Source organism: Chryseobacterium sp. NRRL B-14798 (genome assembly GCF_050470705.1).
GTDB lineage: Bacteria > Bacteroidota > Bacteroidia > Flavobacteriales > Weeksellaceae > Chryseobacterium > Chryseobacterium cupriresistens.
Genome location: NZ_JBFLUL010000005.1, coordinates 1,735,065 through 1,761,425, shown reverse-complemented (window position 1 = coordinate 1,761,425; position 26,361 = coordinate 1,735,065). Strand labels below are relative to the sequence as shown.

At 36.6% G+C, this 26,361-nt stretch carries 24 protein-coding genes; 6 read left to right on the top strand and 18 right to left on the bottom strand.

Going from position 1 to position 26,361, the window contains the following annotated elements:
• Positions 1–38: 38 nt before the first annotated feature.
• Together lpdA and AB1278_RS08280 are read right to left on the bottom strand one after the other, a co-directional pair.
• The gene (gene lpdA, locus AB1278_RS08285) at positions 39–1,427 is read right to left on the bottom strand and encodes a dihydrolipoyl dehydrogenase (protein WP_202839283.1); all 1,389 of its coding nucleotides are present in this window, start codon (positions 1,425–1,427) and stop codon (positions 39–41) included.
• A gap of 227 nt (positions 1,428–1,654) precedes the next feature.
• Positions 1,655–1,918, bottom strand: a complete 264-nt coding sequence (locus AB1278_RS08280) for a hypothetical protein (RefSeq protein WP_238349598.1) — start codon at positions 1,916–1,918, stop codon at positions 1,655–1,657.
• A gap of 282 nt (positions 1,919–2,200) precedes the next feature.
• Here AB1278_RS08280 and AB1278_RS08275 point away from each other — a divergent pair, with 282 nt between their 5' ends.
• Complete coding sequence (locus tag AB1278_RS08275) at positions 2,201–3,088, top strand: hypothetical protein (RefSeq protein WP_202839281.1); 888 nt, start codon at positions 2,201–2,203, stop codon at positions 3,086–3,088.
• Between the two features lie 54 nt (positions 3,089–3,142).
• Here the strand turns inward: AB1278_RS08275 and AB1278_RS08270 are convergent, their stop codons facing one another.
• The 12 genes from AB1278_RS08270 to AB1278_RS08215 form a co-directional block, all read right to left on the bottom strand.
• Positions 3,143–5,806, bottom strand: a complete 2,664-nt coding sequence (locus AB1278_RS08270) for a beta-glucosidase (RefSeq protein ID WP_202839276.1) — start codon at positions 5,804–5,806, stop codon at positions 3,143–3,145.
• Positions 5,806–7,248, bottom strand: coding sequence for an alpha-L-fucosidase (locus tag AB1278_RS08265; protein WP_202839275.1), 1,443 nt, complete (start codon positions 7,246–7,248; stop codon positions 5,806–5,808). Before AB1278_RS08265 ends, AB1278_RS08270 begins: the two co-directional genes overlap by 1 nt.
• Before the next feature lie 50 nt (positions 7,249–7,298).
• Positions 7,299–8,198, bottom strand: a complete 900-nt coding sequence (locus tag AB1278_RS08260; protein ID WP_429813631.1) for a TIGR01777 family oxidoreductase — start codon at positions 8,196–8,198, stop codon at positions 7,299–7,301.
• 123 nt (positions 8,199–8,321) lie between these two features.
• The gene (locus AB1278_RS08255; RefSeq protein ID WP_429813628.1) at positions 8,322–9,026 is read right to left on the bottom strand and encodes a YqjF family protein; all 705 of its coding nucleotides are present in this window, start codon (positions 9,024–9,026) and stop codon (positions 8,322–8,324) included.
• A 16-nt stretch (positions 9,027–9,042) separates the two neighbouring features.
• Complete coding sequence (locus tag AB1278_RS08250) at positions 9,043–9,519, bottom strand: SRPBCC family protein (protein ID WP_202839272.1); 477 nt, start codon at positions 9,517–9,519, stop codon at positions 9,043–9,045.
• A gap of 20 nt (positions 9,520–9,539) precedes the next feature.
• On the bottom strand, positions 9,540–10,364 hold the full coding sequence (locus AB1278_RS08245; protein ID WP_395974374.1) for a DCC1-like thiol-disulfide oxidoreductase family protein: 825 nt from the start codon (positions 10,362–10,364) through the stop codon (positions 9,540–9,542).
• Positions 10,361–10,723: a hypothetical protein gene (locus tag AB1278_RS08240; RefSeq protein ID WP_202839270.1), complete on the bottom strand. Its 363-nt coding sequence runs from the start codon at positions 10,721–10,723 to the stop codon at positions 10,361–10,363. The genes AB1278_RS08245 and AB1278_RS08240 overlap by 4 nt, the downstream gene beginning before the upstream one ends.
• Before the next feature lie 154 nt (positions 10,724–10,877).
• Positions 10,878–11,513, bottom strand: a complete 636-nt coding sequence (locus tag AB1278_RS08235; protein WP_429813625.1) for a hypothetical protein — start codon at positions 11,511–11,513, stop codon at positions 10,878–10,880.
• A gap of 71 nt (positions 11,514–11,584) precedes the next feature.
• On the bottom strand, positions 11,585–12,088 hold the full coding sequence (locus tag AB1278_RS08230) for a GbsR/MarR family transcriptional regulator (RefSeq protein ID WP_034696386.1): 504 nt from the start codon (positions 12,086–12,088) through the stop codon (positions 11,585–11,587).
• Positions 12,089–12,203: 115 nt separating this feature from the next.
• Positions 12,204–14,111 (bottom strand): vWA domain-containing protein, encoded by a 1,908-nt coding sequence (locus AB1278_RS08225; protein ID WP_343639134.1) that lies wholly within the window; start codon positions 14,109–14,111, stop codon positions 12,204–12,206.
• A gap of 90 nt (positions 14,112–14,201) precedes the next feature.
• The gene (locus AB1278_RS08220; RefSeq protein WP_429813622.1) at positions 14,202–16,517 is read right to left on the bottom strand and encodes a T9SS type A sorting domain-containing protein; all 2,316 of its coding nucleotides are present in this window, start codon (positions 16,515–16,517) and stop codon (positions 14,202–14,204) included.
• A 12-nt stretch (positions 16,518–16,529) separates the two neighbouring features.
• Positions 16,530–17,048: an RNA polymerase sigma factor gene (locus AB1278_RS08215; protein ID WP_429813619.1), complete on the bottom strand. Its 519-nt coding sequence runs from the start codon at positions 17,046–17,048 to the stop codon at positions 16,530–16,532.
• A gap of 206 nt (positions 17,049–17,254) precedes the next feature.
• Here AB1278_RS08215 and AB1278_RS08210 point away from each other — a divergent pair, with 206 nt between their 5' ends.
• Positions 17,255–18,457 carry an aminopeptidase C gene (locus AB1278_RS08210; RefSeq protein WP_120231761.1) on the top strand — a complete coding sequence of 401 codons (1,203 nt, stop codon included), beginning with the start codon at positions 17,255–17,257 and terminating at the stop codon, positions 18,455–18,457.
• Between the two features lie 200 nt (positions 18,458–18,657).
• Positions 18,658–18,816 carry a bacteriocin-like protein gene (locus AB1278_RS08205; protein WP_429813616.1) on the top strand — a complete coding sequence of 53 codons (159 nt, stop codon included), beginning with the start codon at positions 18,658–18,660 and terminating at the stop codon, positions 18,814–18,816.
• 183 nt (positions 18,817–18,999) lie between these two features.
• Here the strand turns inward: AB1278_RS08205 and AB1278_RS08200 are convergent, their stop codons facing one another.
• Positions 19,000–20,061 (bottom strand): NADH:flavin oxidoreductase, encoded by a 1,062-nt coding sequence (locus AB1278_RS08200; RefSeq protein WP_202839253.1) that lies wholly within the window; start codon positions 20,059–20,061, stop codon positions 19,000–19,002.
• 168 nt (positions 20,062–20,229) lie between these two features.
• Here AB1278_RS08200 and AB1278_RS08195 point away from each other — a divergent pair, with 168 nt between their 5' ends.
• Both AB1278_RS08195 and AB1278_RS08190 read left to right on the top strand, forming a co-directional pair.
• Positions 20,230–20,622 carry a winged helix-turn-helix transcriptional regulator gene (locus AB1278_RS08195; protein ID WP_047388122.1) on the top strand — a complete coding sequence of 131 codons (393 nt, stop codon included), beginning with the start codon at positions 20,230–20,232 and terminating at the stop codon, positions 20,620–20,622.
• Between the two features lie 108 nt (positions 20,623–20,730).
• The gene (locus tag AB1278_RS08190) at positions 20,731–21,147 is read left to right on the top strand and encodes a carboxymuconolactone decarboxylase family protein (RefSeq protein ID WP_202839251.1); all 417 of its coding nucleotides are present in this window, start codon (positions 20,731–20,733) and stop codon (positions 21,145–21,147) included.
• A gap of 55 nt (positions 21,148–21,202) precedes the next feature.
• On the opposite strand, the gene AB1278_RS08185 is transcribed toward AB1278_RS08190, so the two are convergent.
• A complete protein-coding gene (locus tag AB1278_RS08185) occupies positions 21,203–23,635 on the bottom strand; it encodes an alpha-ketoacid dehydrogenase subunit alpha/beta (protein ID WP_429813612.1) in 2,433 nt (810 codons plus the stop codon).
• A 137-nt stretch (positions 23,636–23,772) separates the two neighbouring features.
• Between AB1278_RS08185 and AB1278_RS08180 the strand changes: the two genes are divergently transcribed.
• Positions 23,773–24,066 carry a hypothetical protein gene (locus AB1278_RS08180; protein WP_227941821.1) on the top strand — a complete coding sequence of 98 codons (294 nt, stop codon included), beginning with the start codon at positions 23,773–23,775 and terminating at the stop codon, positions 24,064–24,066.
• A 207-nt stretch (positions 24,067–24,273) separates the two neighbouring features.
• Here the strand turns inward: AB1278_RS08180 and AB1278_RS08175 are convergent, their stop codons facing one another.
• Together AB1278_RS08175 and AB1278_RS08170 are read right to left on the bottom strand one after the other, a co-directional pair.
• The gene (locus AB1278_RS08175; RefSeq protein WP_137904696.1) at positions 24,274–25,068 is read right to left on the bottom strand and encodes a hypothetical protein; all 795 of its coding nucleotides are present in this window, start codon (positions 25,066–25,068) and stop codon (positions 24,274–24,276) included.
• A gap of 259 nt (positions 25,069–25,327) precedes the next feature.
• On the bottom strand, positions 25,328–26,305 hold the full coding sequence (locus AB1278_RS08170) for a polyprenyl synthetase family protein (RefSeq protein ID WP_429813609.1): 978 nt from the start codon (positions 26,303–26,305) through the stop codon (positions 25,328–25,330).
• Positions 26,306–26,361: the final 56 nt, after the last annotated feature.

The window sequence follows — 26,361 nt, the reverse complement described above, 5'->3', positions numbered from 1 at the left end:
TCCGGGTTTAAATTATATATAAGATTCTGTATTTCAGATTAAATATGAATCACCTCACCGTAAGCAGCAGCTGCAGCTTCCATAATCGCTTCAGAAACTGTTGGGTGCGGGTGGATAGATTTGATGATCTCGTGACCTGTGGTTTCTAATTTTCTCGCTACAACAGCTTCAGCAACCATATCTGTTACTCCATCACCGATCATATGGCATCCTAACCACTCTCCGTATTTAGCATCGAAAATCACTTTGATAAATCCGTCTGTGTTTCCGTTTGCAGTAGCTTTACCACTTGCAGAAAGAGGGAATTTACCAACTTTGATTTCGTATCCTTTTTCTTTAGCCTGCTTTTCAGTAAGACCTACAGACGCTACTTCAGGGTGGCAGTATGTACATCCTGGAATATTGCCGTAGTCGATTTTCTCAACATGCATTCCTTTGATTTTTTCCACACAAGTAATTCCTTCTGCAGATGCTACGTGAGCCAATGCCTGAGTTGGGATAATATCTCCGATCGCATAGTAACCAGGTACTGAAGTTTCATACCACTCGTTTACCAATACTCTTCCTTTATCTGTCTGGATTCCTACTTCTTCTAGCCCAATGTTCTCGATATTAGCAGCAATACCTACAGCAGATAATAAGATATCAGCTTCAAGAGTGATGTTTCCGTTAGCTGTTTTCACAGTAGCTTTTACTCCTTCACCAGATGTATCAACACTTTCCACTGAAGCGTTTGTCATGATTTCGATTCCTGTCTTCTTCAGAGATTTCTCCAAGTGTTTTGAGATTTCTTCATCTTCTACCGGTACGATGTTTGGCATGAATTCAACAATGGTTACTTTAGTTCCCATTGTGTTATAGAAATCAGCAAATTCTACCCCGATAGCTCCGGAACCTACAACGATCATAGATTTCGGCTGCTCAGGAAGAGATAATGCCTGTCTGTATCCGATTACTTTTTTACCATCCTGCGGTAAGTTTGGTAATTCTCTTGAACGAGCTCCTGTAGCGATAATAATGTGAGTACCTGTATATTCAGTTACTTTTCCTTCTTTATCTGTAACAGAAACTTTTTTACCTTTCTGTACTTTTGCAGTACCAAGAATTACGTCAATCTTATTCTTTTTCATCAAGAATTCGATTCCTTTGCTCATTTTGCTGGCAACACCACGGCTTCTCTGAATCACATTCGGGAATTCAAAGCTTGCCTCCACTTTATTCAAACCATAATCTTCAGCATGGTTGATATAATGAAAAACCTGAGCAGATTTCAATAAAGCTTTAGTTGGAATACATCCCCAGTTAAGGCAGATTCCTCCTAAATTTTCTTTCTCGATAATTGCGGTTTTGAAACCTAATTGCGCTGCTCTGATCGCAGTAACATATCCACCAGGACCACTTCCAATGACAATAATATCGTAATTCATTACTTTAAAAATTTTTATGCGAATTTAAGGAAAAATATTGGATGTTTTATGTTTCTTCAAACTGATCTTAAAATGCACCAATAAAGCTATTTTCATTCAATTTTCAACAAAGAAAGAGAATACACAATGCATTCTCTTTCAATAAACTTTCCTTACGTTGAAAACTTTTCAAAACTTTACGGATAAAAAACTGGTTTTACCATTTTAAAAACTGCAAAAATACTGTATTATCTTGCCTGTCTAAGCAATCGTTTTTCAGCTGCATATCTTTCATTCAAAGCTTTCATCTGATCTCTCTTCATCTTTTTGGTCGCAAGCGGGTGATTAAGGATCAGTTTTTTTTCAGTATTGTATTTTTTGGTAAGTTCTTGCATTTTAATATTGACCAACTCACTTTTTGAAGGATGCGGAGGTACCGGCGGATGTTTCTGGGCAGCAACATTCATGGATAAACCTAATAACAATACTGTTGAAATTAATAACTTTTTCATAATGTTCATATTTTTGAATGTTTTCAATTAAACCAATATCATTTAATGAAATTCATTCCGGTTCATGATAAATCTTACATATATCATACCAAGATTTTTTAAAGAAAGCATAGTATGTATCTCAAGGAGATAATTCCGCTTAAAATAGTGTACATTGAGAAATGCCGAACATTTATTGATATTAAAATCTTAATGGTTTATTTAAAAAACATTTAAAATATTCATTATCAAATAATTTTCATATGTTTTTTTTATATTTTTGTGTTAATTAAATTATGCAATATGAGAAAATACATTTCGATCCTTTTATTGGCTGCTATTCCCTTAACTGCACAAGTAGGCATTAATACAACAACACCTAACAGTACGCTTGCTGTAAACGGTTCTTTAAGGGCTGGCTATACTCAGATTACTGCTACAACGTATAATATTCTGGCTACTGATCATTATATTACCTATAACGGAACTGCAGATGCCACCTTTACCCTTCCTGTGATCGGAACCGGGACAACCAGTTTTACAGGAAGAATTTATAAGATTAAGAACATTTCTCCCAATGCTATTACATTACAGGCTTCCAGTGGAAATACTTTAAGAATAGACAATACTCCTGTTGCTTCTTTTGTAATCCCTACTGGAGCATATGCCGAAGTAGTAAACAACAGTAATACTTCCGGAGGAACATGGGATTTATCTTTTACAGTTCTTCCAAAACCAAGCAATGTAGAAATTTATGGTACACAGCTTTTCATTCCTCCTCATGCCCTTGGAACAGCAGCCCTTGCTGACTGGACCAATCATGCTAATGCAGGCTATGATTCAGGTGCTGCAACAGACAGGTGGTGGATTGTGAGCAAAACATCTGTGGACAGAGCCCAGACTGCTTCCTACTCCAATGCCAGCAGAATGACCCTCGTGTATGAATATCAGGGTACTCCTTTCAATGTTACCAATATGTATCCTATTCTTACCGCAGGAAACAACTCAAGTTTCCCGGATGTGTTTACAGCATCTTTTGTAAGTCTGGCCAATAACGGTACTGGCGGTAAAACCAGGCTTACCGTATCTGTTGCCCGTGTAGACTTTATCGGTACGAATGGTGTAACAACCAATAACAGTAACTGGGCAGGAACATTCTTACTGAACGTTTTACTGGCCAGAAAATACTAGACAATCTCAATAATAGATACAAAAAAGAGCAGAAATTTCTGCTCTTTTTTATGGTCATAAAACTTCAATATTTTGTTTTAAAGGAAGGTTCTTCGATGAATTACCGATCATAACTCTGTACGTTCCTTTTTCTACCACCCATTCCATTTTTTCATTTAAAAACTGTAATTGTTTTACAGGAACTTCTATAGTGACTGATTTTGATTCTCCAGGTTTTAGTTCTACTTTCTGAAATCCTTTCAGTTCAATAACTGGTCTTGAAACGGAAGCCAGCAGGTCTTTCACATACAGCTGAACGACTTCACTTCCGGCTTTTGAACCTGTATTTTTCACCTTGACTTCAGCAACAATGGTTTCATTTTCAAAATACTGAGTCTTGCTCAACTGAAGGTCAGAAATTTCAAAAGTAGTATAGCTTAATCCGAAACCAAAGGGATATAACGGTTCTCCGCTCAGGTCATGATAATCATTTCCTCTTCCTGTCGGGTGATGATTATAGGTTAAAGGTAACTGACCTTCCTGAACCGGAAAAGTGACAGGCAGTTTTCCGGATGGATTTTCAGCTCCGAAAAGTGTTTTTGCCACCGCATTTCCCCCTTCTTCTCCCGGATACCAAATATCCAGGATCGCTCCTACTTTATCTTTCCAGGATGTTGTTTTTATGGCAGACCCTCCTACTAAAACAACGGCAGTGGGTTTATTTAATTTTGAAATTTCGTGAATAAATGCTTCCTGATTTCCGGGCAGCCCCAGTGATGAGCGGTCCTGAAATTCGCCTTCATGAATTCCTGCCGTAATAAGAATATAGTCTGCTTTTTGGGCAAGGTCCAAAGCTTCTTTAAAATCTTTCGGATAATCATATAAACCATAGTTCCAGATCAATTCCAGATTGGCTTCGCCACGATTTTCATGGAATTCGATCTTAATGTCATATTTTTTCCCCTTTACGAAGTCTACCTCCGTTGTTTTTGTGGAATAGCTCAGCTTTTCCCATTGATCAATCACTAATTTTCCATCCAGGTATAATCTGAAGCCATCATTTCCACGCAGGCCGATCTGGTATTTTCCGGAATTGGGAGCTTCCAGCTTTCCGGTCCACCGGATACTATAATTGTCAGACTGCAATTTTTCCGGATCAGGAGAATATAAAGTCCATTTGAAACTGAGGTTTTCATCCTGCCTTCCAAAAGCCGGATTACCTTTTAAATCAGTATTGGCAAAATAGTATCCTGTTAATCCTTTTTTATTTTCAGAGGACAGATATTCATTTGGAATTGTGGTAAAATCTTTTACATTCCAGTCAATTCCTTTTGAATACATAATTTCAGTCTCTGTATTGTTCACATAGTTTTTAAGGCCATCCAGGATATTTATTTTTTTGTTTCCGGGCCCTGAGTAACCTCCTAATCTTGCATCCACAGCATCTGTTCCTACCAACAGAATCTTTTTAACATTCGCAGGAACAGGAAGCGTCCGGTTATTATTCTGAAGCAAAACAAAAGACTCTGCTGCTGCTTTTTCTGCCAAAGGTTTATGATTGAGTTTTTTTAATTCTTCAATTTCCTTAACAGAAACATAGGGATTTTCGAATAATCCAAGCTCAAATTTGGCTCTCAATACTCTTGATACAGCATCGTCTATTCTTTCTTTTGAAATCCTTCCATCCAGGAACGGAGGTATAAAGAGCTGATAATGTTTATATTCGGTTTGAAAAATCACGTCAAGTCCTGCATTGATAGCCTGTGCAGAAGCATCATCATAGTCTTTTGCTGTAAAATGCAGGACATTGGCGCCTCCTACTGCACTGGCATCACTGATGACAAAGCCTTTGAAATTCCAGTCTTTTTTCAATTTTTCCTTTAACAGCCAATGGTTTGCAGTTGAAGGTCTTCCATCAAGCAAATTATAGGAAGTCATCACAGAACGGCTTTTTCCTTTTGTAAAAGCATTGTTAAAAGGAATTAAATGGGTTTCCTCCAGATATCTTTTGCTCCAGTGAATCGGGTATGAATCTCTTCCTCCTTCTCCTACATTGGCCAAAAAGTGTTTGGGAGTGGTAATAATTCCCATCTTTTCAAAGGAAGTGACAAAACTTACGCCCATTACGGATGTCAAAAATGGATCTTCACCATAGGTTTCCTCTGTTCTTCCCCATCTGACGTCATTGGCAAGATTTACTACAGGTGTCAGAATCTGGCGGATTCCTCTCAGTTTTGATTCTTTTGCAATCGCTGTTGAAACCCTTGTCATTAATTCAGGATTGAAAGTAGCAGCCAGGCCGATTGCCTGCGGAAAAGCAGTAGCGCCATCCCGAACCAATCCGTGTAAAGCTTCATCAAAAGGAATCATGGGAATTCCCAATCGTGATTCTTCCACAAAATATTTCTGAATGGCATTGATCTTTTTCACCAGTATTTCTGCATCTTCACTGGCATTGTATTTCAGCAGTTGTCCTGCTGCTCCGCCTCCCTGATTTCCTGCGCTCACCTGAAGTCCAAAAATTCCATGTGAATATTGTCCTTTCGGGACGTTATCCAAATCTCCGGGAATCATAAAACACTGCCAGAATTTTTCTTCTGGGGTCATTCTCTTCAACAGATCCTGAATTCTGGTTTCAATGGGCTGCTTGGGATCTTTATACAAAGGTTTTTGAGCAAAAGTAATCACAACATTCAACAATAATGCGGCTCCGGCAAGTTTAAAACAAATACATCTCATTATTGAACGATTTGAATTACAGTTGAATATTTTAATTGAGTTCTTTCTTTCGGCAAGTTAATTTCAATTGAATTCCCTGATTTTTTCCATTGAATTTTGTTTGATAAGCCTAAAACTTTCAAAGATTTCGGTTTAAAATGATCAGGAATGGTAAACCTTAATGTTGATGGAGACTCATAATTTGTCTTTTCATCCAAGTGAAAAATATTCAATGTCTTTCCATCTTTGCTTTGTGTATAATAAAAATTTCCGTCGTGATAAGGTGCAATACTTCTTGTTGCAAAAACCGCAGACTGATTTTTATCCATCCAGCCTGAAATTTGCTGTAACCTTTCATATACAATGGGATCGTAATCTCCGTTAGGTCCTGGTGCAATATTCATAAGGTAATTTCCTCCTCTTGAAATGATTTTAACCAATGTTTCAATGATCTTCTGGGAGGTCTTATAGTTGTCATTGGGAACATAAGAAAAGGAATCTCCCATGGTGATGCAGCTTTCCCACGGAATGGAAAGAGCATGTTCCGGAATTGCCTGCTCAGGAGTAACATAGTTTTCCCATTTTCCCGGAACGGTGCGGTCTACAATGATGATTCCCGGCTGATTTTTTCTAGCCATCGTGCCTATTTTGTCCATATCGATGTCCTGCTCTACTTTGATAGTGCGCTGCCATTCTACTTTTGGATCTATGGTGTGAAAAGGACGTACCCAGCCTCCATCCAGCCAGAGAATATCAACTTTCCCGTAATTGGAAGTAATTTCGTTCAGCTGATTAAAGGTCAACTTTTTAAAGTTCTCCCATCTTTCCGGATATTTCTTTGGGTCATAATTGACATTTCTGTCTTTGGGCGGAAAATAAGACCACCAATAATCATCGGAATGCCAATCAGGTTTTGAAAAATAAGCACCAATTTTAAATCCTGCTTTTCTGAACGTATTGAAAATTTCTTTCGTCACATCAGATTTTGGATTTTTTGAAAAAGGGGTTTGGGGAGAAGTAATTTTATAATCCGACTGCCGGGTATCAAACATGGCAAAACCATCGTGATGTTTGGTGGTGAAAACCACATATTTCATTCCTGCCTTCTTCGCCGCGTCTGACCATTTCTGAGGATTGAATCGGGTTGGATTGAAGGTAGTCTGAAGATTTTCATAATTTTTTACATATTCGTAATATGACTTCCCGTGTTCGGGTTTTCTCTGTGTCCATGATTCATCTTCCGGGCATATGCTCCAGCTTTCAACAATTCCCCACTGGCTGTAGGTTCCCCAGTGCATAAACAATCCGAATTTCATATCCTGCCACTGTTCCAGATTTTGTACCACCAAAGGGTCTGTGGGCTTCTGATATCCATCTGATACATTATGAGCCTGTGAAAATGCAATTGAACTTATAAAAAGGGATGAAAGGAAAAAGGGTTTTATTTTGGATATAACCAGCATAAGGAATAGTTTTCCGCTAATTTAATTATCCTTAGGGAAACCTGCAAACATTAGGATTCCAGGAGATTAAGAATCGCTTCATCAAATGTAGAATATGAAAACTTAAATCCGTTTTTTATAAGTTTTTCCGGATAGACGTTTCTGCTTTTTAATAATAATTCCGTTTCTGTATTCAGAAATATGGAGGCTATTTCGAGCTGCCATACAGGAGCATTAAGTCCAAAAGGAATTCTTATTTTATTTCTCAGTTTTCTCATCATGCTTTGATTGGAAAGAGGGTTCGGAGCGGTTATATTTACTGTTCCCGAAAGATTCTCATTCTGAATAATACAGTTTACTGCTCTACAGAAATCATCAACATGAATCAAGCTTACCATCTGATTTCCCCCTCCCTGTTTTCCTCCTAAACCCAGTTTTGTAATCATTTTCAGTTTGGGAAAAGCACCGCCAGTATTTCCCAGAACAATAGAAGTTCGGAGAGCAACTTTTCGTATTTCTTCATTTTTAACTGCAAAAAATTCGTTCTCCCAGCTTTTGCATATATTCATGGAAAAATCATCTCCTACAATTCCGTTTTCTTCTGTATTGAGGTGGTTTTCGGAATGAACGTAAATGGTTGCAGAACTTGCATTCAGCCATATTTTTGGTTTTTCAGAACATTGGTCTACCGCTTCCTGCAGTATTCTTGTACTATCAATTCTTGAAGAATAGATCTCCTGTTTATTTTTCTCATGATACCGGCAATCCACAGATTTCCCCGTAAGATTGATCAGAACATCGGCATTTTCAAGGCTGTTTTTCCATTCTCCTATTGTTCGGGCATCCCAATAGATTTCGTTTTTACGATGAGGCTTCCTGGTCAAAATATAGACCTGATATCCTTTTTCTGAAAAGTATTTTTCTAAATTTTCGCCCAGGAATCCGGTTCCACCAGCTATGATTATTTTCATTGTTTGAGATTTAATGTTTTGGGTTCAAAGTTTAAAGTTTAAGGTTTATGGTTTGCCCACAGATTTCACTGATTGGCACAGATGATCCTGGATAGAGAAAGATGTTCTTTACTCTTGTACTTTTTAATGAATGTATTTTTTGGTTTTGACCTGAATTTCGGAGCCTTCGGCCAGCATTATGGAAAGAGGCAGCTGATGATTCAGGCATTCAAAATTATTTCCATAGATCTTTTGAAAATCTACTTCTAACTGATATTCTTTTACAGTATACCATTCCCATTTCGGATGACAGACTTCATATTCAGAAGTTGTGTTTTCTTTTTTGGTAAAGCCAAAATAGTGTTCTGTGATAAATTCAAATTCTGAGTTTTCCTCCATTGGTTTTGCTGTATTTTCAGCCATAATCTGAATGGAATACCAGTTTTTATCCTTCCATGAATAGCGGATCAGCAGTTCTTCCTCTCCTTTTTCCATCTGATTTTTCATGGGCATGGTATGATAATTTTCTTTGTAAACAGCATTGGCGACCAGACTTAATGCAGGTTTGGGGACAATTTCTTTAATAAACACCACTCCTCTTTTCCAGATTCCGTTTTCTTTTTTCTTTACATAAAATCTTAGATTCACTTCTTCAAAATTCCGGTGAAAAGGGACCGGTATACCCAATAATTTGGTATTTAAAAACATGAATCCTACCAGACTTACATAGCATTTGCCTTTATAAAAATCGAGTTCTGTTCCTCCTGGAAGGTAGGGCAGCAAAACTTGAGGATTGATTTCGTAATTGATGATGGCCAGCTTTCGCCATTCTGCTTTTAAAAAGTTCATAACACTGTTTTTAAGGTTAAAAAATCGCAATCCCGTCACGGACAGAAGATTCTGCAATAGTTTTGATCATTTCATTTCTTCTGAGTAAAAATTTCCTTAGATATCCTTTAAGAAAAATTGAGTTAAATAATTTCCCTAAAATACCCAGCGGAGATTCAAATTCGAAAATATCTGTCATCAGGGTATTTCCATTTACGGATTTAAAAATATGTCGGTGGCGCATGGATTTGAAGGCTCCTTTCTGCATGACATCAATAAACTGAAACGGTTTTTCCATGCTGATAATTTTCGTGGTGAGATTTTGATAAACTCCCAGATGTTTTGCCCGCCAGGTTACGGTTTCGTTTTCTTCAATTAATCCAGAAGTACGTCCTGCAATGGCTTTTTCATGAGACTTTGAGGTTGACTGTTGATGAAGATCAATATTTCTTGCCAGATCAAAAACATAGTGAATATCTGCTTTGATGATTGTATTTAAATAGATGGTTGACATTTTTAAAACATTTTAGCTTGTTATATTTTAATTCCAAAAGTGGTCAGAATAATGATTGTTAGCGCTATTAATCTAAATAATGTCCAGGAAATGGTAGGAAGATAATTCAGCCTTAGTATTCTGCACCTTCTGATATGTTCCAGAAACATGATCACTACTACAATTCCAAAATATATCATATAAAAAACAGGAGTAAAACTGGTCATCAGCGCAGGAATTAACAGTAAAGTTCCGATTAAAGAAACAGTCATCATATTTCCGAGATAATCCCAAATTTTATCTTTGAGATAAGCTTTTAAAAAGATAGTCTGCCAAAGGATCTGGCCAAAGCAAACGGCAAATTCTCTCACGAAATTCCTCTCTAAATTCAAGTTCAGTTTACCGGAAAATATACTTAGGATATATGCTGAAAAAATAACAACAAAACCGATGTATGCAATTCTGTATTTCAGATTAAAATCCGGAACACAGGATTGTTCTGTATAGTCTTTTGAGGAAGGAATGATCTGTTTCCTGTTATAAGAAACGAAAGAATACAGTTTTTGAAAAAACCAATACAGAGGTTCTGTCCGTGCAATTTTTGCCAACAATGGAAAAGAGTTTCCAATGATGAGGAGCAGACTGTCTAATCCGTAAACGACTTCATTTTTGTTGTGATCTACCAGAGCAATTTCATTTTTCGCACGGTTGAAATCTATCAGGATTTTATTTCTCAATGTGATTTCTGTAAAGGCTTCTCTTCCATCTTCATCCAGCATTCCGCATTTAGTAAAACCTTTGGAGTAGAGATTGCACATAGGACATTCATTGTCGTAGATTAATGTGTGGTTTTTGAGCGTTTTCATAATTGTGATTTATAAGATTCATAAGTAGTGTAACAGTCATAAACATACGCCGCTGCCATCACAGGGCTATATAAAAGAACAGCCATTAAAACATATCCAAAAAAATCATTGATGTGTTTCTCTGTAAACAAGATGGTTACAATAATCCAGACCGGTACTATTACAATTCCATACGCGATATACAATGCTGACTTTTTTGTTTTGAAAAACAGTTTGATCAGGAAACTTACCAATTGAGGAATTCCTACTATAAAATAAAACAGAACAAATCCAGACAAACCACCAAATATAAAAACCTGAGGCCCAATTATTATAAAGAATAACTGAATGTAATAATCATATTTTGCAAATGTTTTCATGGCAGCAATGGTTTTAAAGTGATCCTTTTCTTCTGAAATAAATAATCAGGAATAAATGAATGATTAAATTTCTCATAATTATTATTAATTTTATATTTTCAGTAATTTTTGAAAATTAAATTAAAATAAAAAAGGATTTTCATCCAGATTTATTTTATTGTAGCTTATTCTTTTTTAAATAGTCTTTTAGCGTATACCAAGTAGAAAATCTACATGTAGTGTCATTAATGGTATCGGATTTTCCTTTATGACAGAAAATATATTCATCTCTTGTGGTACACTCTCCATCTTTAGGAATTTCTCTTATTATATTTTCCGTTTTTACCAAATACGCCCATGCTTCTTTATCCAAAATCTTCAAACTACCATTTTTCAGTCGGAGAAAGTAATTCTTTCCCTTATTAATGATGATTATTGAATCTTTACCCTGATGAAAACATCCTATTGATTGAAATACCAATTTTGCTTCCGAGTCTTTTAGATTTTCAAAAACAGTTTTATTATTTTTTTTTAATAAATAATCAGGATTAATACTAACTCTGTATGTTTTAGATTCATCAACTTTTATTTCTTTTTTTATGGTTTCTCCAAAAAGATTTTCATAAACAAATGAATACTTTCCTTCTTTTAAACTGTCAAATTTTATATTGGAATTTAAGAAAAGAGCAGACCCTTCAGGTTCTAGAATTTTGAAAATCTTCTCATCCTTATAGATTTCAATTTTGTACAAATCGTGACGCCCATTATCATATTTATCAGAGTTTTCTATATGAATATCGAAATTTGCCATTACATTTTTCTGACAGCTCATCATCAGAGTTAAAAGACATAGTAACAAAAGATTTCTCATTTTTTGAAAATTTATTTCAACAGATTGGTAATCTTCCCTACCAGCCAGTGGTCATCACTTTTTATCGCCAGATCCATGATGTTATTGATTTTTCCGGTGACAGAACTGAAATCATTCATCAGCTTGATAAATTCCTGTGCTTCTTCTGAATCTTTATCCTCAATATTTTTTAACTCTTCAAGAAAGGAAATGACAGGCTCTATTTCTCTTTTTCTTCTTTCTTTGGTAATTTGCTTGAACAAATACCATACATCTTTTTCTGCTACGAAATATTCTTTACGGTCGCCTTTTACAAATTCCTTTTTTACGATGCCCCAGTCTATCAGAGCACGTAGATTCATATTGGCATTTCCTCTTGAAATCTCCAGCTGTTCCATAACTTCATCTGTAGAAAGAGGTTTTCCGCTCGCCAGAAGCAATGCATGCACCTGTGCCATCGTACGGTTGATTCCCCAATTGGTAGCAAAGGTTCCCCAGGTTTGAATGTATTTTTCTTTGGCTTCTGAAAGTTGCATCTTGTTTCCTTTTTAATTTCTGTAACAAATGTAATTATATTTTTTGAATTTTCAATAATTTTTGAAAATTAATTTTTAAAAAAAACAGACATCATTGAGAATGTCTGTTTATGAATTACTTTTGAATTGTTTTATAGCTCTCTATCAGTCTTATAAATTCTGAACGATAGCCTTCTTCATCCTTACTTTTTCCCTGTTTAGCAAGGTTTTCAATATCGGAAAGATCTTTTTTAGTAATCAGTTCTGAGTTTCTTAGGACTAAACCGAACCAGGCCACGGAAGAGGCAAATTTAAAATCCGGACTTGCTGAAGATTTATCTTCTTTTTTAATCACTTTAGTCATCTCAATGCTTCTGTCTCCATCAGGTTTTTTGTACCTGAACTTTATCGTTGCCATTTCATCTCCAAAGTTCTTCTTCTTGGAAATTTCAGAGTATTTCAATTTTGTTTCTTTTGGGGTAAATCCAGAATCTACGTTGGCCGGGATAACTTCATATAAAGCAGTGACTGTATGTCCGCTTCCCAGTTCTCCTGCATCAATCTTATCATTGGCAAAGTCTTCATTTCTCAGTTTTCTGTTTTCATAACCGATCAGTCGGTATGATTTTACATATTTAGGATTAAACTCAATCTGCACTTTTACATCTTTGGCAATGGTATAAATATTTCCTGCAAATTCTCTTCCCAGGAATTTATTGGCTTCCTGCATATTATCAATATAGGCATAATTTCCATTTCCTTTGTCCGCCAGAATTTCCATGGTATTGTCTTTATAATTCCCCATTCCATAGCCAAGGCAGGTAAGGAAAATTCCGGTTTTCCTTTTTTCTGTGATCAAAGTTTCAATATCAGTAGTAGAAGAAGCTCCCACATTAAAATCACCATCTGTTGCCAGAACAACTCTGTTATTTCCCCCTTTGATAAAATTTTCCTTTGCCAGCTTATAAGCCAATTCAATTCCTGCTCCTCCTGCAGTGCTTCCTCCTGCCTGAAGATTATCTAAAGCTTTAATGATTTTGTCTTTTTCTCCTGCTGATGTAGGAGGTAGTACCATTCCTGCATTACCCGCATATACTACAATCCCAACCTTATCCTTAGGTCTGAGCTGGTTCAGTAAAACTTTAAGAGAAGACTTCAGCAATGGCAGTTTATTTTCCTCACTCATCGAACCTGAAACATCAATAAGAAAAACAATATTGGAAGCAGGTAGACGATCCATCGGAATATTTTTACCCTGAAGTCCTATTTTGAGCAATTTATGTTTAGGATTCCATGGAGAATTACCATATTCAGTATTAATTGAGAAAGGATAACCAGTTTCAGGCTGGGGATAATCATACTTAAAATAATTGATCATCTCTTCTACTCTCACTGAGTTTTTATCAACCTTACCTCCGTAACTGATCATTCTTCTGACATTGGAATAGGAAGCATTATCTACATCAATAGAGAAGGTAGAAACAGGTTGATTACGGGTTAATTCAAATGCATTTTCAACTAACGCTGCATATTCTTCATTGATATAATCAATATCCTGATCAGCTTTTTTTGTAGTCTTTTTAACATTTTTTTTGTCACCAACTTGATGGTCATACACTCTTCCTGATTCAGGGAATTTTATAGAACGTTCTACTTCCATTGCAGTAACTGACTTCGGTTTTGGGCAGCCATTATATTCCGGTAATCCCGGAACCGTAGGACAGGCATCGTCTTTATCCAAAACACCATCTCCATCTGTGTCCGGCCATGGACAGCCATTATTTTCAGGAGGTCCCGCAACTGTAGGACATGCGTCATCTTTATCAATAACACCATCTCCATCCGACTCTACCCACGGACAACCTTCATTTTCTACCGGACCGGCAATATCAGGACATTTATCTAATTTATTAGGAATTCCATCCTGATCTTTATCTTTCCTGACACTGTAAGTCTTGGATTCATTAGTTGTTTCAGTATTTTTTTGAGTTTTACAGCTTGTCAACGCAACAAGCACTAGCATGGTTATTACAATTTTTTTCATCTTTAAAAATTTCGACAGGAAATTATTAAAATAAATTCAAACCTGTTAATAATTGTTAAATAAAACTTATTCTTTAAATAAAAAAGACACTTAATTTTTAATGACCTTAAATGTTTCCCATTGATCATTAGTATGAATACGTACAAGATAAATCCCTTGAGGATAAGAAGTTAAATCAATTGTATTTTTACCTTCCGGCAGTTTTTCTTTTCTCATAATAATCTTTCCGGCAAGATCATACACAAACAGTTCTTCAATTGGTTTTCTTGTTTTTATCTGCAGCTGACCTTTTGTAGGATTTGGAAATAGCACAGTTTTAATATCAATCTGACTGTCAATTTCTTTTTCCATTTTTTTGTTGATGTTATCATTTGAAATTCCTGCGCTACATTCTGGCAAAACAGCTCTCTGAAGGATTAATCTTAATAATAAATCATTCAACTTTTCAACTTCATAAGAATCTATGGTAGGTTTAATATGGCTGTTTCCTATTCCACTGTCATCTGTAAGGAACGTATAGGTTCCATTGGTGAGTAAAGCAAATGTACGCATCAGATATTCTGTTTGTTTATCGGTATCACTGGCTGCCAATGGTATAATGGTAATCCCTTTCTTTGTCGCAGTCTTTATTGTTCTGTATAAATCCTTTATATTCTGCTCCGAATGGTGTGGAGGAGCATCCAGAATTAAAAACATAATTTTCGTTGAATTTTCATCACTCCACTTCAGCTCATCAACAGAAACTTCCAATGCTTCAACAACCGCTTCCGGTGTATCTCCGCCACCCCCAGCGTTCTGTTTTTTAATAAACCCAACAAGATCTTCTGCATTATCAGAAAAGTCAAATTTTCGGGTCACATATTCATCTCCCTGATCTCTGTAAAAAACTGATCCATATCTTACCGTTGTATTTTTAAGCTGTCCTTCAATCTTTTTCAATACATCCAAAAGTTCAGACTGGAGATAAGAAATTTCATCCCCCATAGAACCTGTAGCATCAACTACAAAAGCAAGATCCAATACACGCTTTTGCAGACAGTGTTTATCAAGAATAATCAGGTTTTGTCCATTTTTAAAGGTTCTGAGATTACTACTGATGATCTGCCCTGAACCATCAGATAAATAATATTTCTCTGAGTCAGGTTTCTCGTCAGTCATCGGTGATATCCATAATTCCACATTGCCCAGATTATCTGAAACGGCTTCCCAGATAATATTTTTCTTATCATCCAATAGTTTTATTTTCTCCCCTATTATCGGTTTTCTGTCTTTATTGACCAACTGAACTGAAACCCTTTTATCAGGAAAGAATTTCCATGTATTTTTATACTGATCCAGTGTAGGAACTGCAATATCTTTCCAATAATCCCACTTAGAAAAATCGTTAACTTCTCCCGCTGTGAGCTGGCCTGCTTTGGGAAGTTCTTTTTCAGGTTCTTCAGCTTCTTTTAGTATTTTCTCAGCATTGTCTGAAGATAACTTTTTGAGTTTTTCTATTTCATCGTTAGATAAACCTTTTGTGGTAATTATAACAACTCCGTTATTAGCTTTGCTTCCATACAGGGCAGTAGCTTCAAGCCCTTTCAGTACTTTTAATTCTTTTATTTTTTTTGGATCCAGAGTATTTAAAAATCCAGATTCTCCGCCTAAAACAACTCCATCAACAATATATAAAGGAGCCGTCGAGCGACCATCAATACTTCTTGAACCCCTTATTAATATTGCATCATGCTTTTTAATTCCGGTTGACACTTCTAACCCGGCAACTCTTCCAGCCAGTGAAGAAACGGCAGCCGGAGCATGCACAGGAATTTTATCTGTAGAAGCAATCATAACCGTTGAGGAAGCGGTAACAGATTTATAACTCTTTTTAATCCCATAAGCAGTGACAACAACTTCATCAATCTCTTTTGTCTTTAAAGTATCACTGTATATCTGAGGCAAAGATGCTGTTACTCTCTCAGAAACTTCCAATGGCGGAATATTGCAGATAGGATGAGATTGATACGGATCTATTCCTGCAACTGATGAAGATTTAAGTTCTGTGGGAAGAGGTACCGTTACAGGCAATTCTTCTTTTCTGATATTCTCCTTGATAGTCCTGTCTATCTTTGCAATATCCATTTTGTTAATCGGACTACTTGAACTTGTATTCTCTGCAATTACAGGTTGTAAAGGTTCTGCAGTCTCTTTTTTATTCATAAAGTAAAAAGCCCCAAGGCCAATCATCAAACTTGCAGCAATACCATACGGCAGCCAAAGAGGAATAATCTTCTTTTTATCTTCTTTTTTATCTAATTTCTTTTCAATTTTTCCCCATACTTTCTCAAAACCAGGAAAAACAGCTGGCTCTTTTGAAATCCTGGAAGCTTCATTGAATTGTTGATCTATATGATTATTTTCCATTGTTGTAAAAGTTTAAATGTTTTGATTTACGAGAAGTTCCTGCAGCTTTTTCCTTGCAAAATTGAGCTGGGATTTTGATGTTCCCTCACTGATGGAAAGCATGGACGCTATTTCTTTATGAGGATATCCTTCAATAGCAAAAAGATTAAAGATGGCTCTGCAGCCTTCAGGAAGAAAATTCAGTAAGCTCAGAATATCTTTTTCCAGAGAAAGGTTTTCTGTAGTTCCTTCAGGATGATCAGGAAAATTTTCTTCCAGGGAAATAAACAGTCCTTTATCCGATCTCAACTTCTGTAGGCATTCGTTTACCGCTATTTTTCTTGCCCATGCTTCAAAAGTTTCGGGATTCTGAAGCTGAGTAATTTTCGTAAAGATTTTATAGAACGTATCTGCCAATACTTCTTCTATATCTTCGTCGTTTTTCAGATAGCGTCTGCAGACTGCGTAGAGTCTGCCCGCCATTTTCTCGTAAACCTTCCGCTGGGCATTGCGGTTGCTACGCTGGCATTCCAATAATAATTCTTGTTCCATAGTCAGGAGTTATACTATGATAGATGCGGAAACTTTTGAAAGGGTTGGAAACATGATCAACTTTTTTAAGAAAATAATTAAAAAATAAAATTATAAAGCAACTTCTTACTTCTTTTGAGTCTTTTTTTAATTTCAAATTTAACTTTTCCCCTTGTAACAAATCTCTATTATCAACGACTATTAATACAAATAATCTTTTTATAGTAATGAAAAATGCCAAAATTGCATCATTACTTTTTGTTTTGTCTGCAGGAAGTATGATGTTTGCCCAAGATGACTTAATCAACAAGTTAAAAAACAATCAATCACAAAATGCTAATTTTCAGTTCACAACGTTAAAGGACGTAGGTGCGACTTCTGTAAAGAACCAGGGTTCATCAGGAACTTGCTGGAGCTACTCCGGAAACTCTTTCCTTGAATCTGAAATGCAGAGAATGGGCAAAAAACCTGTAGATCTTGCTGAAATCTTTACAGCAAGAAATTCCTACCACGATAAAGCAAAATTATATGTTTTGAATAATGGCGCTATCAGCTGGGGTGACGGAGGAGAACTTCACGACGTAATCAATATGTACAAAAAATACGGAGCAGTTCCTCAGGATGTTTACACTGGATTAAAAGCAGGACAAACAACCAATAACTTCAAGGAAATGCAGGGCAAACTGAAACCAGTTCTTGACAGCCTTGTTCAGGCTTCTTCAAAAGGAAAACTGACCGATAACTGGATGGATTCTGTAGATGCTATTCTTGATGAATATTTAGGCAAAGTACCTTCTAACTTCACATATGAAGGGAAAAACTACACTCCGAAAACATTTGCTAAAGAAGTAGTAGGAATCAATCCTGAAGATTATGTGGAATTATCTTCTTATAAAGATTATCCATATTTTCAGAAATTTGTAGTTCCGATTCCTGATAACTGGAGCCACGATTCTGATTGGAATGTTCCGATGAAAGATCTTACTGCAATTATTGATAACGCTGTAAATAAAGGATATTCTGTAGGTTGGGCAACGGATGTTTCTGAGCCTTATTTCTCTTACAAAAACGGGGTAGCATACGTTCCGGACATGGATCTTGACCAGATTACTGCAGAGAACAAGCAGACTTTGTTTACAGAGCCTAAAAAAGATAAAACCATCACTGAAGACATGCGTCAGAAAGCACTTAACAACCTTTCTACAACGGATGACCATGGGATGCACATCGTAGGTTTGGCAAAAGATCAAACGGGTAAAGAATATTATATGGTGAAAAACTCATGGGGAGTAACCAATGACTTTGCCGGATATCTGTATGTAACAAGACCTTATGTTGAATATAAATCAACAGCAATACTTGTTCACAAAAATGCAATTCCCAAAAGCATCTTAAAGCAATTGAAACCAACTAAGAATATTGGTTTATAAGATAAAGAAATCATTTCTGCCATTTAATTAAAAGGTAGTTTTAGATATTTAAATCTGTTAAAACCCGCTTCTGGAAATTCCGGAAGCGGGTTTATTTTATCATTCCATCTTTGAAAAAGTACATTTCACATTATTATCCGTAAAGTATTGTTGCGTTTTCAAAAAATATTATATTTGTGTAAATCAACAAATTATTACCTATGAAAAATCTAAGAAAATTATTAAAACCAGATCTAAAAAAAATCAATGGTGGAAATGCTCCTGATTGTCCGGAAGGGACTACAGCCTGCTACATTCCTGGCAGCAATGGAATCCCTCCTCGCTGGAAATGTGTCCTGGATTCAGTTGGGTGTCCATAAATTTACAAAACCGGCTTTCAGGAAATCCTGAAAGCCGGTTCTTTAATAAATAGGTGAAAATTAAATATAAAATAAAGTGAATTATGCTGATCTAAACCTGTCAGGATAGTCAATTCCACTTCGCAAGCCCCAAAATTATGCTGTTAACCGACAGCAAAGCGAATTCACCATTCCTTGTTGATATTAAAATAAGACGCTCATACTTTCTGCTGAAAAATCCAGAAGAGCTTCTGTATTGCCGTCTTTGATCTTCTGTACCCACTGGTAATCCTGAAGAATAGCTCTACCTACCGCAACAAGGTCAAATTCTTCATTGTCAAGTCTTCTGATCAATTCTGTAAGGTCTCTTTTTTCTGTTCCCTGCCCTGCAAAAGCATTAAGGAAATCACCATTTAAACCTACAGAACCTACTGTAATGGTTGGCTGTCCGGTAATTTTCTTTGCCCATCCTGCAAAGTTTAAGTCAGAACCTTCAAATTCAGGCTCCCAGAAACGACGCTGTGAGCAGTGGAAAATATCCACACCAGCTTCTTTTAATGGTAATAACCAGTCTTCCATTTCGTTTGGAGTGAATGCCAGTCTGGTTTTATAATCCTGCTGCTTCCATTGGGAAAGGCGGATAATAATGGTAAAGTCCTCTCCTACTGCTGCTCTGATTGCTTTTACTACTTCTACAGCAAATCTGCTTCTTTCTTTCAATGTTTTACCGCCATATTCATCGGTTCTGGTATTGGTTACTTCCCAGAAAAACTGGTCGATGAGGTATCCGTGAGCGCCATGAATTTCAATACAGTCAAAACCAAGATCTTTCGCTGACTTTGCAGACGCAGCAAACTGTGCAATGGTATCCTGGATATCTTCAATGGTCATCGTAGAAGCTTTTTCCATTGGAACCAACGGATAGTCTTCTGTCATTCTTGTATCTCCAACGTGCCAGATCTGAGGACCCATTTTACCTCCATTCTGATGTACAGTATCAATGACGTTTTTCCAGCCATTCAAAGCTTCTGTTCCATAGAAATCCGGGATATTCTGCATATTTTTTGATCCAGGTCTGTTGATAACAGTTCCTTCGGATAGAATCAATCCTACTTCTGAAGCAGCTCTTCTTCCATAATAATCTGCAATATTCTGAGTGGGAACTCCATTGTCAGACTGTGCTCTGGTCATTGGAGCCATTACAATCCTATTTTTAAGCTGTAAATTCTTATATTGAAACGGTTTAAATAATGATGATGTGCTCATATTTAAATTTATATTTTATAATTGTTACACAAAGTAACTAATAATAGTTCACTTTTGTATCTTTTATTAAAAAAATAGTGGTAACTTCGCAGTAACTTACATTAGTAACATCAAAGTAACATATGAAACTGCAGTTTCATATGATATTAAAATAATAAAGATCTTTCTATGAAAAAGAATGAATTAATGCAATACAGCTGCCCTCTGGGTAAGGCCATGGCCGCTTTGGGAAGCAAATGGAAGCCTATTATTGTTCTGGTGATTAAAGACAGAAAATTACGTTTTGGAGAACTGGCAGTACGCATTAATGTCATTTCCAGGAAGGTATTAACTGATCAGCTTAGAGAAATGGAAACCGATGGATTGGTTATTCGTGAAGAGTTTAAAGAACTTCCTCCAAGAGTGGAATATTCTCTTACAGAAAAGGGATTGGCTCTACTGCCGATTTTATATTTGCTGGAAGAGTGGGAAGCAAAATATCAGGTGAAAGGACAGCATGAAGATAAAGATTGTGCTTTTCTGAATGAAGATGTAAAAAATAAAAAGGCTGTCAATGTTTGATAGCCTTTTATCTTGGATAACACTTTCAAAAAGGTAAGTATATCACCAAAGTGTAAGTATATAGTTTCTAAAGTGTTTCTGATGCAAATTTGCAGAAAAATGTTCATTATGAATTACAAAGAAATTGCAAAAGAAACCATTGGAAATCTCTACAGAGCCCACAACAGCATTAGAAAATCCGGAATTGATGAAAAACTAATTGCCTTGGTGGAGCTGCGTGTTTCTCAAATCAATGGATGTGCCTATTGCTGTAGTTATCACGCTAAAGAACTTTTTGATTTTGGCGTTGAGCAGGATCTCATCAACAGACTTCCGGGCTGGAAGCATACCAATGTCTACAATGATCAACAAAAGCTTGTTTTGGAATGGACAGAAGCTGTCATTTACAGCAAAGATAATTTGGAAAGCACCAAAGCAAAGCTGATAGACCAATTTTCAGAACGAGAGATTGTAGAGCTTACCGCAAGTATTACCTTGATGAATACTTTGAATAAGTTGAGGATTGCGTTGGCAGAAGAGGATTAGCAAACAAAAACCGCTCCCAAAAAGGAAGCGGTTTTAAATTTATCTAAAATCCCGATTAGAATATCGCTGGATATTTCTGAGGATTTGTTTCATTAAACATGGCGTAGATCTTTTCTACCATATCGTCTGCAGACGGCTTACTGAAATAATCACCATCACTTGCATATGCTGGCCTGTGATCATTGGCAGAGATCGTCAACGGATCTGAATCCAGATATCTGAAAGCTTTCTGCTTTTCAAGGATCTGCTGTAAGATGAATCCTGTAGTTCCCCCTTCCACATCTTCGTCAATCACTACTAATCTGTTGGTTTTCTTAACACTTTCAGCAATTTCGTGAGATAAATCGAAAGGAATCAACGACTGAATATCAATCACTTCTGCAGAAATTCCTAATTTTTCCAATTCGTTAGCGGCTTCCATTACAATTCTCCATGTAGAACCATAAGTGACCAAAGTAACATCTTTTCCTTCTTTTGTTACTTCAATTTTCCCTACAGGAACAGTAAATTCGCCTAAGTTATCCGGTTGTTTTTCTTTTAATCTGTATCCGTTCAGACATTCTACGATGATAGCAGGTTCGTCAGCCTGAAGCATAGTGTTGTAGAATCCTGCTGCTTTCGTAAGGTTTCTAGGAACCAATACCAAAATACCTTTTGAAAGGTTCAGAATACCAGCCATTGGAGAACCTGAATGCCAGATTCCTTCTAATCTGTGACCTCTCGTTCTGATAATTAATGGAGCTTTCTGACCTCCTTTTGTTCTGTAATGTACCGTTGCCAGATCATCACTCATTCCCTGTAAACAGTAAAGAACATAGTCTAAGTACTGGATTTCAGCAATTGGTCTTAAACCTCTCATCGCCATACCAATTCCCTGTCCAAGGATCGTTGCTTCACGGATTCCTGTATCAGCGATACGTAAAGCACCATATTTTTCCTGCATTCCTTCCAATCCCTGGTTGACATCACCGATGTTTCCGGTATCTTCTCCAAAGATTAAAGTTTCAGGATATTTTTCAAAAATTTTGTCAAAATTGTTTCTGATCACTACTCTTCCGTCTACCTCTTCGGAACTGTCAGAATATACAGGTTTGATTTCCTGAACATTCTCAGCTTTCCATTGGGACTGAGAATATAAGTGAGAAGAATAGTTGTCTTTTTCAACAGCAGATACTTCATTGTATTTCTGCATCAATTGATTTCTTTCCGCAGAATTTGTTCCTCTTGTCGCCAGCAAAGTCTGTCTTACCAGATGGAAGATATCTTTCTTCGCTTTTGAAACCAATTTGTTGAAATGAGCGATATAATTTTCAACTTCAGCATTCTGTCCTTTAAGGTTTTCTACTAAAGGTAAAACAGACTGAATAAGTTCTGAAATAGCTTTCTGATAATTTTCCCAGGCTGCCTTCTGTCCGGCTTTTGCTGCTTTTTTCGCTTCGTCGTCGATAGCCTCCAGTTCTTCAGCAGTAGCAATTACTTCTTCTTTTCCATCAATTTCGATAGAATAGTTCAGGATCCACTCTTTGAATTTCGCCAGCCCGTCATACTCAGCTTCCCATGCCAGGCGCTCTTCGTTTTTATATCTTTCGTGAGATCCGGATGTAGAATGTCCCTGTGGCTGAGTAACGTCTACCACGTGTACTACCACCGGTACACTTTCTGTTCTTGCAAAATGTTCTGCCTTAGCGTATGCATCTAATAATGCAGGATAATCCCAGGCTCTCACCTGGATAATTTCACACCCCTGGTTTTCTCCCTCTTTTCTCTGGAAACCACTTAGCATTTCACTGATATCCGCTTTTGCTCTCTGGTTTTTTGTAGGAACTGAAATACCATACCCATCATCCCAGATAGAAACAATCATTGGAACCTGAAGAGCACATGCAGCATTCAAGGTTTCCCAGAAGTGTCCTTCTGCTGTAGAAGCATCCCCAATGGTTCCGAAAGCAATTTCGTTCCCTTCTCTTGAGAATTTTTCTGAACCGTCAAATTTTACGCTTTTATAAATAGTTGAAGCCTGAGCCAATCCCAATAATCTTGGCATCTGCCCTGCTGTAGGAGAAATATCGGAAGAAATATTTTTCTGAGCTGTCAGATCTTTCCAGCTTCCGTCTTCATGTAAACTTCTTGTTGCGAAATGCCCGTTCATCTGTCTTCCGGCTGAAGCAGGTTCCCTTTCCACGCTGGTATCTGCATACATCTGCGCAAAGAAACTTTCTACCGTCAAGGCATCTATTGCCAATGCAAAAGTCTGATCCCTGTAATATCCTGAACGGAAGTCTCCATTTCTGAAAACTTTCGCCATTGCAAGCTGAGGAAGTTCTTTTCCATCCCCAAAAATTCCAAATTTAGCTTTTCCAGTGAGTACTTCTCTCCTTCCGAGATAAGACATTTCACGAGAGATCCTTCCTAACCTGTAGTCTTCAAGTATCTGATTTTTAAAATCTTGAAAGGATATTTGCTGTGTTTCAATATAGGTTGTTTGCATAGCTAAGTAAAAAAGTTTTTAATCTTCAAGTATTTTGCTAATATACACTTTTTAAATTAATTTTAATTTTTAATAATCTTTTTTAAAAATTTGATAATAAAAAAAATTGTGCTTTATTTTGAAAAAAAATGTAAAAGATGGAAAAAAAATCACCTCATATCTTGAATGCTTCCAGCAATCTTTTAGGATTTTCCCTACTCATTATCACCTCGTTGAAAATCTCTAAAATTAGTCAGCATACCTATTTGGACGAATTTGCAGGATTTGCCTGTATTCTTTTTGCCTGCAGCTGTTTCTTTTCCTTTCTGGCAATCAGAACAAGGAATAGTAAGCGGGAATACACGTTTGAGAACATTGCGGATTATTTATTTTTAATCGCTTTATTTTGTATAGTTCTAGCCGTTATCATTGTAACCCTGAAAATTATTTAATTTAAATTTTTCGCTTAATTAAACAATCAAAGGTAATAAATAGGGATTATTATAGGAAGATAAAAAAATTTATTAAGCAGCTCTTTCTCATTTTTATACTGAATCACTATCAGATTCTGAATCTAATAAGAAAAGTGCTGTATATACATTTTCAGTTTCCCGAAAATCTATATACAGCACTTTAGTTTAATTAAAGTAAAAATAGAATCAGATCTTCTGAACAGTTACATTGGTAACATTTCCACTTCCTGTAGATCCGGTTTCTGTCGAAATAATCGTAGAATTTTGATTCGGCGCTGCCGTAAAACGGATCTGATACCCAGCTGTAGGCGCAACAACCACGGTTGTATAATTCATCAGTTCACCGACAGTTCCCGAAGCAGCAACTGCGTTATAATGGCTTCCTCTTCCCAGATAATTCGCATCCGGTACAGGTCTGATACCGATGAGCAGCTGTGTTCCTGCGGGCATATTGGTAAAACTTGCCTGCAGCGTTACCAGATAATTTCCAGGCTGGTTAAAAGTCATCACCCCAGTTCCGGTATTATAAGAATAGAAAGGGGAAGTCGCTATCGGTGCTGCGAATAATAAAGTCGTGATCGTAGAAGAACTGATGTTCTGATTCGCTGCTAAACGCGCATGAAACAGTGAATAAGCAGTAAAATCTATGGTCTTCAGAATTCCGGTAGCATCAGCTACAACTACCCTGTCGGTTCCTCCGATACCAATATTCGAATTAATATTACGGATACGGGCATTTCCAGACGCAACATCTAATTTTTCAGTGGGTGAAACCGTACCAATCCCTACTTTAGCACCTGAAGTTACACTGAAATCATTATCCTGTTGAGCCACAGAAGGAATTCCTGTTGCAGGATTGTCTTTAGAACCGTCAATATGAAAAGTTGTCTGGGGATTTTGAGTACCTATTCCCACTTGTGCGTACGCGATGAAGCTTGAACTGATAGCACACGCTATCATCATTGTTTGAATTTTTCTCATTATTTGTTGTTTTTTTCTAACCACAAATAAACAAAAATTATATTGAAAATCAATGAATTATTAGTAATTATTTTGCTTAAGTAATGCAAAATATTAATTTACAGTAATTTAATCTTATAAAAAAGCAAACTAATCACAACTCATTGAATTATTGGAAGATAAGATTATTTTTCTTTCAATAATGAGGATCCGTTACACCATGCGGGATTACAGGAAAAAGGAGAATAAAAAAATTAAAACTGACCAAAAAGTGTTACTATCAGAATTTTCTTTCAATGACATAATCCAGCATAATATGCAGCGATTTTCTTGCTTCAGAATCCGGAAACTCATTCAGAATATCTTTTGCTTTCTGCTGAAATTCTTTCATCACTGTAATGGCATAATCCAATCCACCTGAACTTTTAACAAATTCTATAAGCTCTTTTACACGCTTAGGATTGTTATTATATCGTTTTATGGTATCGAAATAGTACTTTCTGTCTTTTTCACTGGTGATCTTTAAGGTATGAATCAAAGGCAGTGTCATTTTCTGTTCTTTAATATCAATTCCTACAGGCTTTCCGATGACGTTTGAACTCAAATAGTCGAAAAGGTCATCTTTAATCTGAAATGCCATTCCGGTAAAGGTTCCGAAATCCATCATCTTATTGGCTAAAGCTTCATCCGCATTATTGGAAAGAACTCCTATTTCACAGCATGCAGCAATCAGAGTTGCTGTTTTCTGCCGGATAATTTCATAATAAACCTCTTCCGTAATATCCAGTTTTCTGGCCTTTTCCAGCTGAAGAAGTTCTCCTTCAGACATTTCGCGGATGGTTCTGGAAATAACTCCAAGAAGATCATAATCTTTGTGGTCTGTAGATAGTAAAACTGATTTTGATAAAAGGTAATCCCCAACCAAAACCGCAATCTTATTTTTCCACAGTGCATTGATTGAAAAGAAATTACGACGTTTAAAACTTTCATCCACCACATCATCATGTACCAGAGTAGCGGTGTGGATCAGCTCAATCATCGAAGCACCCCGGTATGTTTTTTCCGTCACCTCACCCACCAGTTTGGCACAAAGAAACACAAACATAGGACGCATCTGCTTTCCTTTGGTGGTAACAATAAAACGGGTTACTTTATCCAATAAAGCTACTTTACTCTGCATTGACTCATAAAACTTCTGTTCAAAAAGTTTCATTTCATCATTGATCGGTCGTTTAATCTCTTCTACAATGTTTGCCACAATCTGCGATGCTGGGTGAATAATTATTAATTCTCACAAAGATAATTTTTTTCGCT

Excerpts from the sequence above, each read along its gene's own strand:
- lpdA (WP_202839283.1), bottom strand. The coding sequence starts at position 1,427 with ATGAATTACGATATTATTGTCATTGGAAGTGGTCCTGGTGGATATGTT.
- AB1278_RS08280 (WP_238349598.1), bottom strand. The coding sequence starts at position 1,918 with ATGAAAAAGTTATTAATTTCAACAGTATTGTTATTAGGTTTATCCATG.
- AB1278_RS08275 (WP_202839281.1), top strand. The coding sequence starts at position 2,201 with ATGAGAAAATACATTTCGATCCTTTTATTGGCTGCTATTCCCTTAACT.
- AB1278_RS08270 (WP_202839276.1), bottom strand. The coding sequence starts at position 5,806 with ATGAGATGTATTTGTTTTAAACTTGCCGGAGCCGCATTATTGTTGAAT.
- AB1278_RS08265 (WP_202839275.1), bottom strand. The coding sequence starts at position 7,248 with ATGCTGGTTATATCCAAAATAAAACCCTTTTTCCTTTCATCCCTTTTT.
- AB1278_RS08260 (WP_429813631.1), bottom strand. The coding sequence starts at position 8,198 with ATGAAAATAATCATAGCTGGTGGAACCGGATTCCTGGGCGAAAATTTA.
- AB1278_RS08255 (WP_429813628.1), bottom strand. The coding sequence starts at position 9,026 with ATGAACTTTTTAAAAGCAGAATGGCGAAAGCTGGCCATCATCAATTAC.
- AB1278_RS08250 (WP_202839272.1), bottom strand. The coding sequence starts at position 9,519 with ATGTCAACCATCTATTTAAATACAATCATCAAAGCAGATATTCACTAT.
- AB1278_RS08245 (WP_395974374.1), bottom strand. The coding sequence starts at position 10,364 with ATGAAAACGCTCAAAAACCACACATTAATCTACGACAATGAATGTCCT.
- AB1278_RS08240 (WP_202839270.1), bottom strand. The coding sequence starts at position 10,723 with ATGAAAACATTTGCAAAATATGATTATTACATTCAGTTATTCTTTATA.
- AB1278_RS08235 (WP_429813625.1), bottom strand. The coding sequence starts at position 11,513 with ATGGCAAATTTCGATATTCATATAGAAAACTCTGATAAATATGATAAT.
- AB1278_RS08230 (WP_034696386.1), bottom strand. The coding sequence starts at position 12,088 with ATGCAACTTTCAGAAGCCAAAGAAAAATACATTCAAACCTGGGGAACC.
- AB1278_RS08225 (WP_343639134.1), bottom strand. The coding sequence starts at position 14,111 with ATGAAAAAAATTGTAATAACCATGCTAGTGCTTGTTGCGTTGACAAGC.
- AB1278_RS08220 (WP_429813622.1), bottom strand. The coding sequence starts at position 16,517 with ATGGAAAATAATCATATAGATCAACAATTCAATGAAGCTTCCAGGATT.
- AB1278_RS08215 (WP_429813619.1), bottom strand. The coding sequence starts at position 17,048 with ATGGAACAAGAATTATTATTGGAATGCCAGCGTAGCAACCGCAATGCC.
- AB1278_RS08210 (WP_120231761.1), top strand. The coding sequence starts at position 17,255 with ATGAAAAATGCCAAAATTGCATCATTACTTTTTGTTTTGTCTGCAGGA.
- AB1278_RS08205 (WP_429813616.1), top strand. The coding sequence starts at position 18,658 with ATGAAAAATCTAAGAAAATTATTAAAACCAGATCTAAAAAAAATCAAT.
- AB1278_RS08200 (WP_202839253.1), bottom strand. The coding sequence starts at position 20,061 with ATGAGCACATCATCATTATTTAAACCGTTTCAATATAAGAATTTACAG.
- AB1278_RS08195 (WP_047388122.1), top strand. The coding sequence starts at position 20,230 with ATGAAAAAGAATGAATTAATGCAATACAGCTGCCCTCTGGGTAAGGCC.
- AB1278_RS08190 (WP_202839251.1), top strand. The coding sequence starts at position 20,731 with ATGAATTACAAAGAAATTGCAAAAGAAACCATTGGAAATCTCTACAGA.
- AB1278_RS08185 (WP_429813612.1), bottom strand. The coding sequence starts at position 23,635 with ATGCAAACAACCTATATTGAAACACAGCAAATATCCTTTCAAGATTTT.
- AB1278_RS08180 (WP_227941821.1), top strand. The coding sequence starts at position 23,773 with ATGGAAAAAAAATCACCTCATATCTTGAATGCTTCCAGCAATCTTTTA.
- AB1278_RS08175 (WP_137904696.1), bottom strand. The coding sequence starts at position 25,068 with ATGAGAAAAATTCAAACAATGATGATAGCGTGTGCTATCAGTTCAAGC.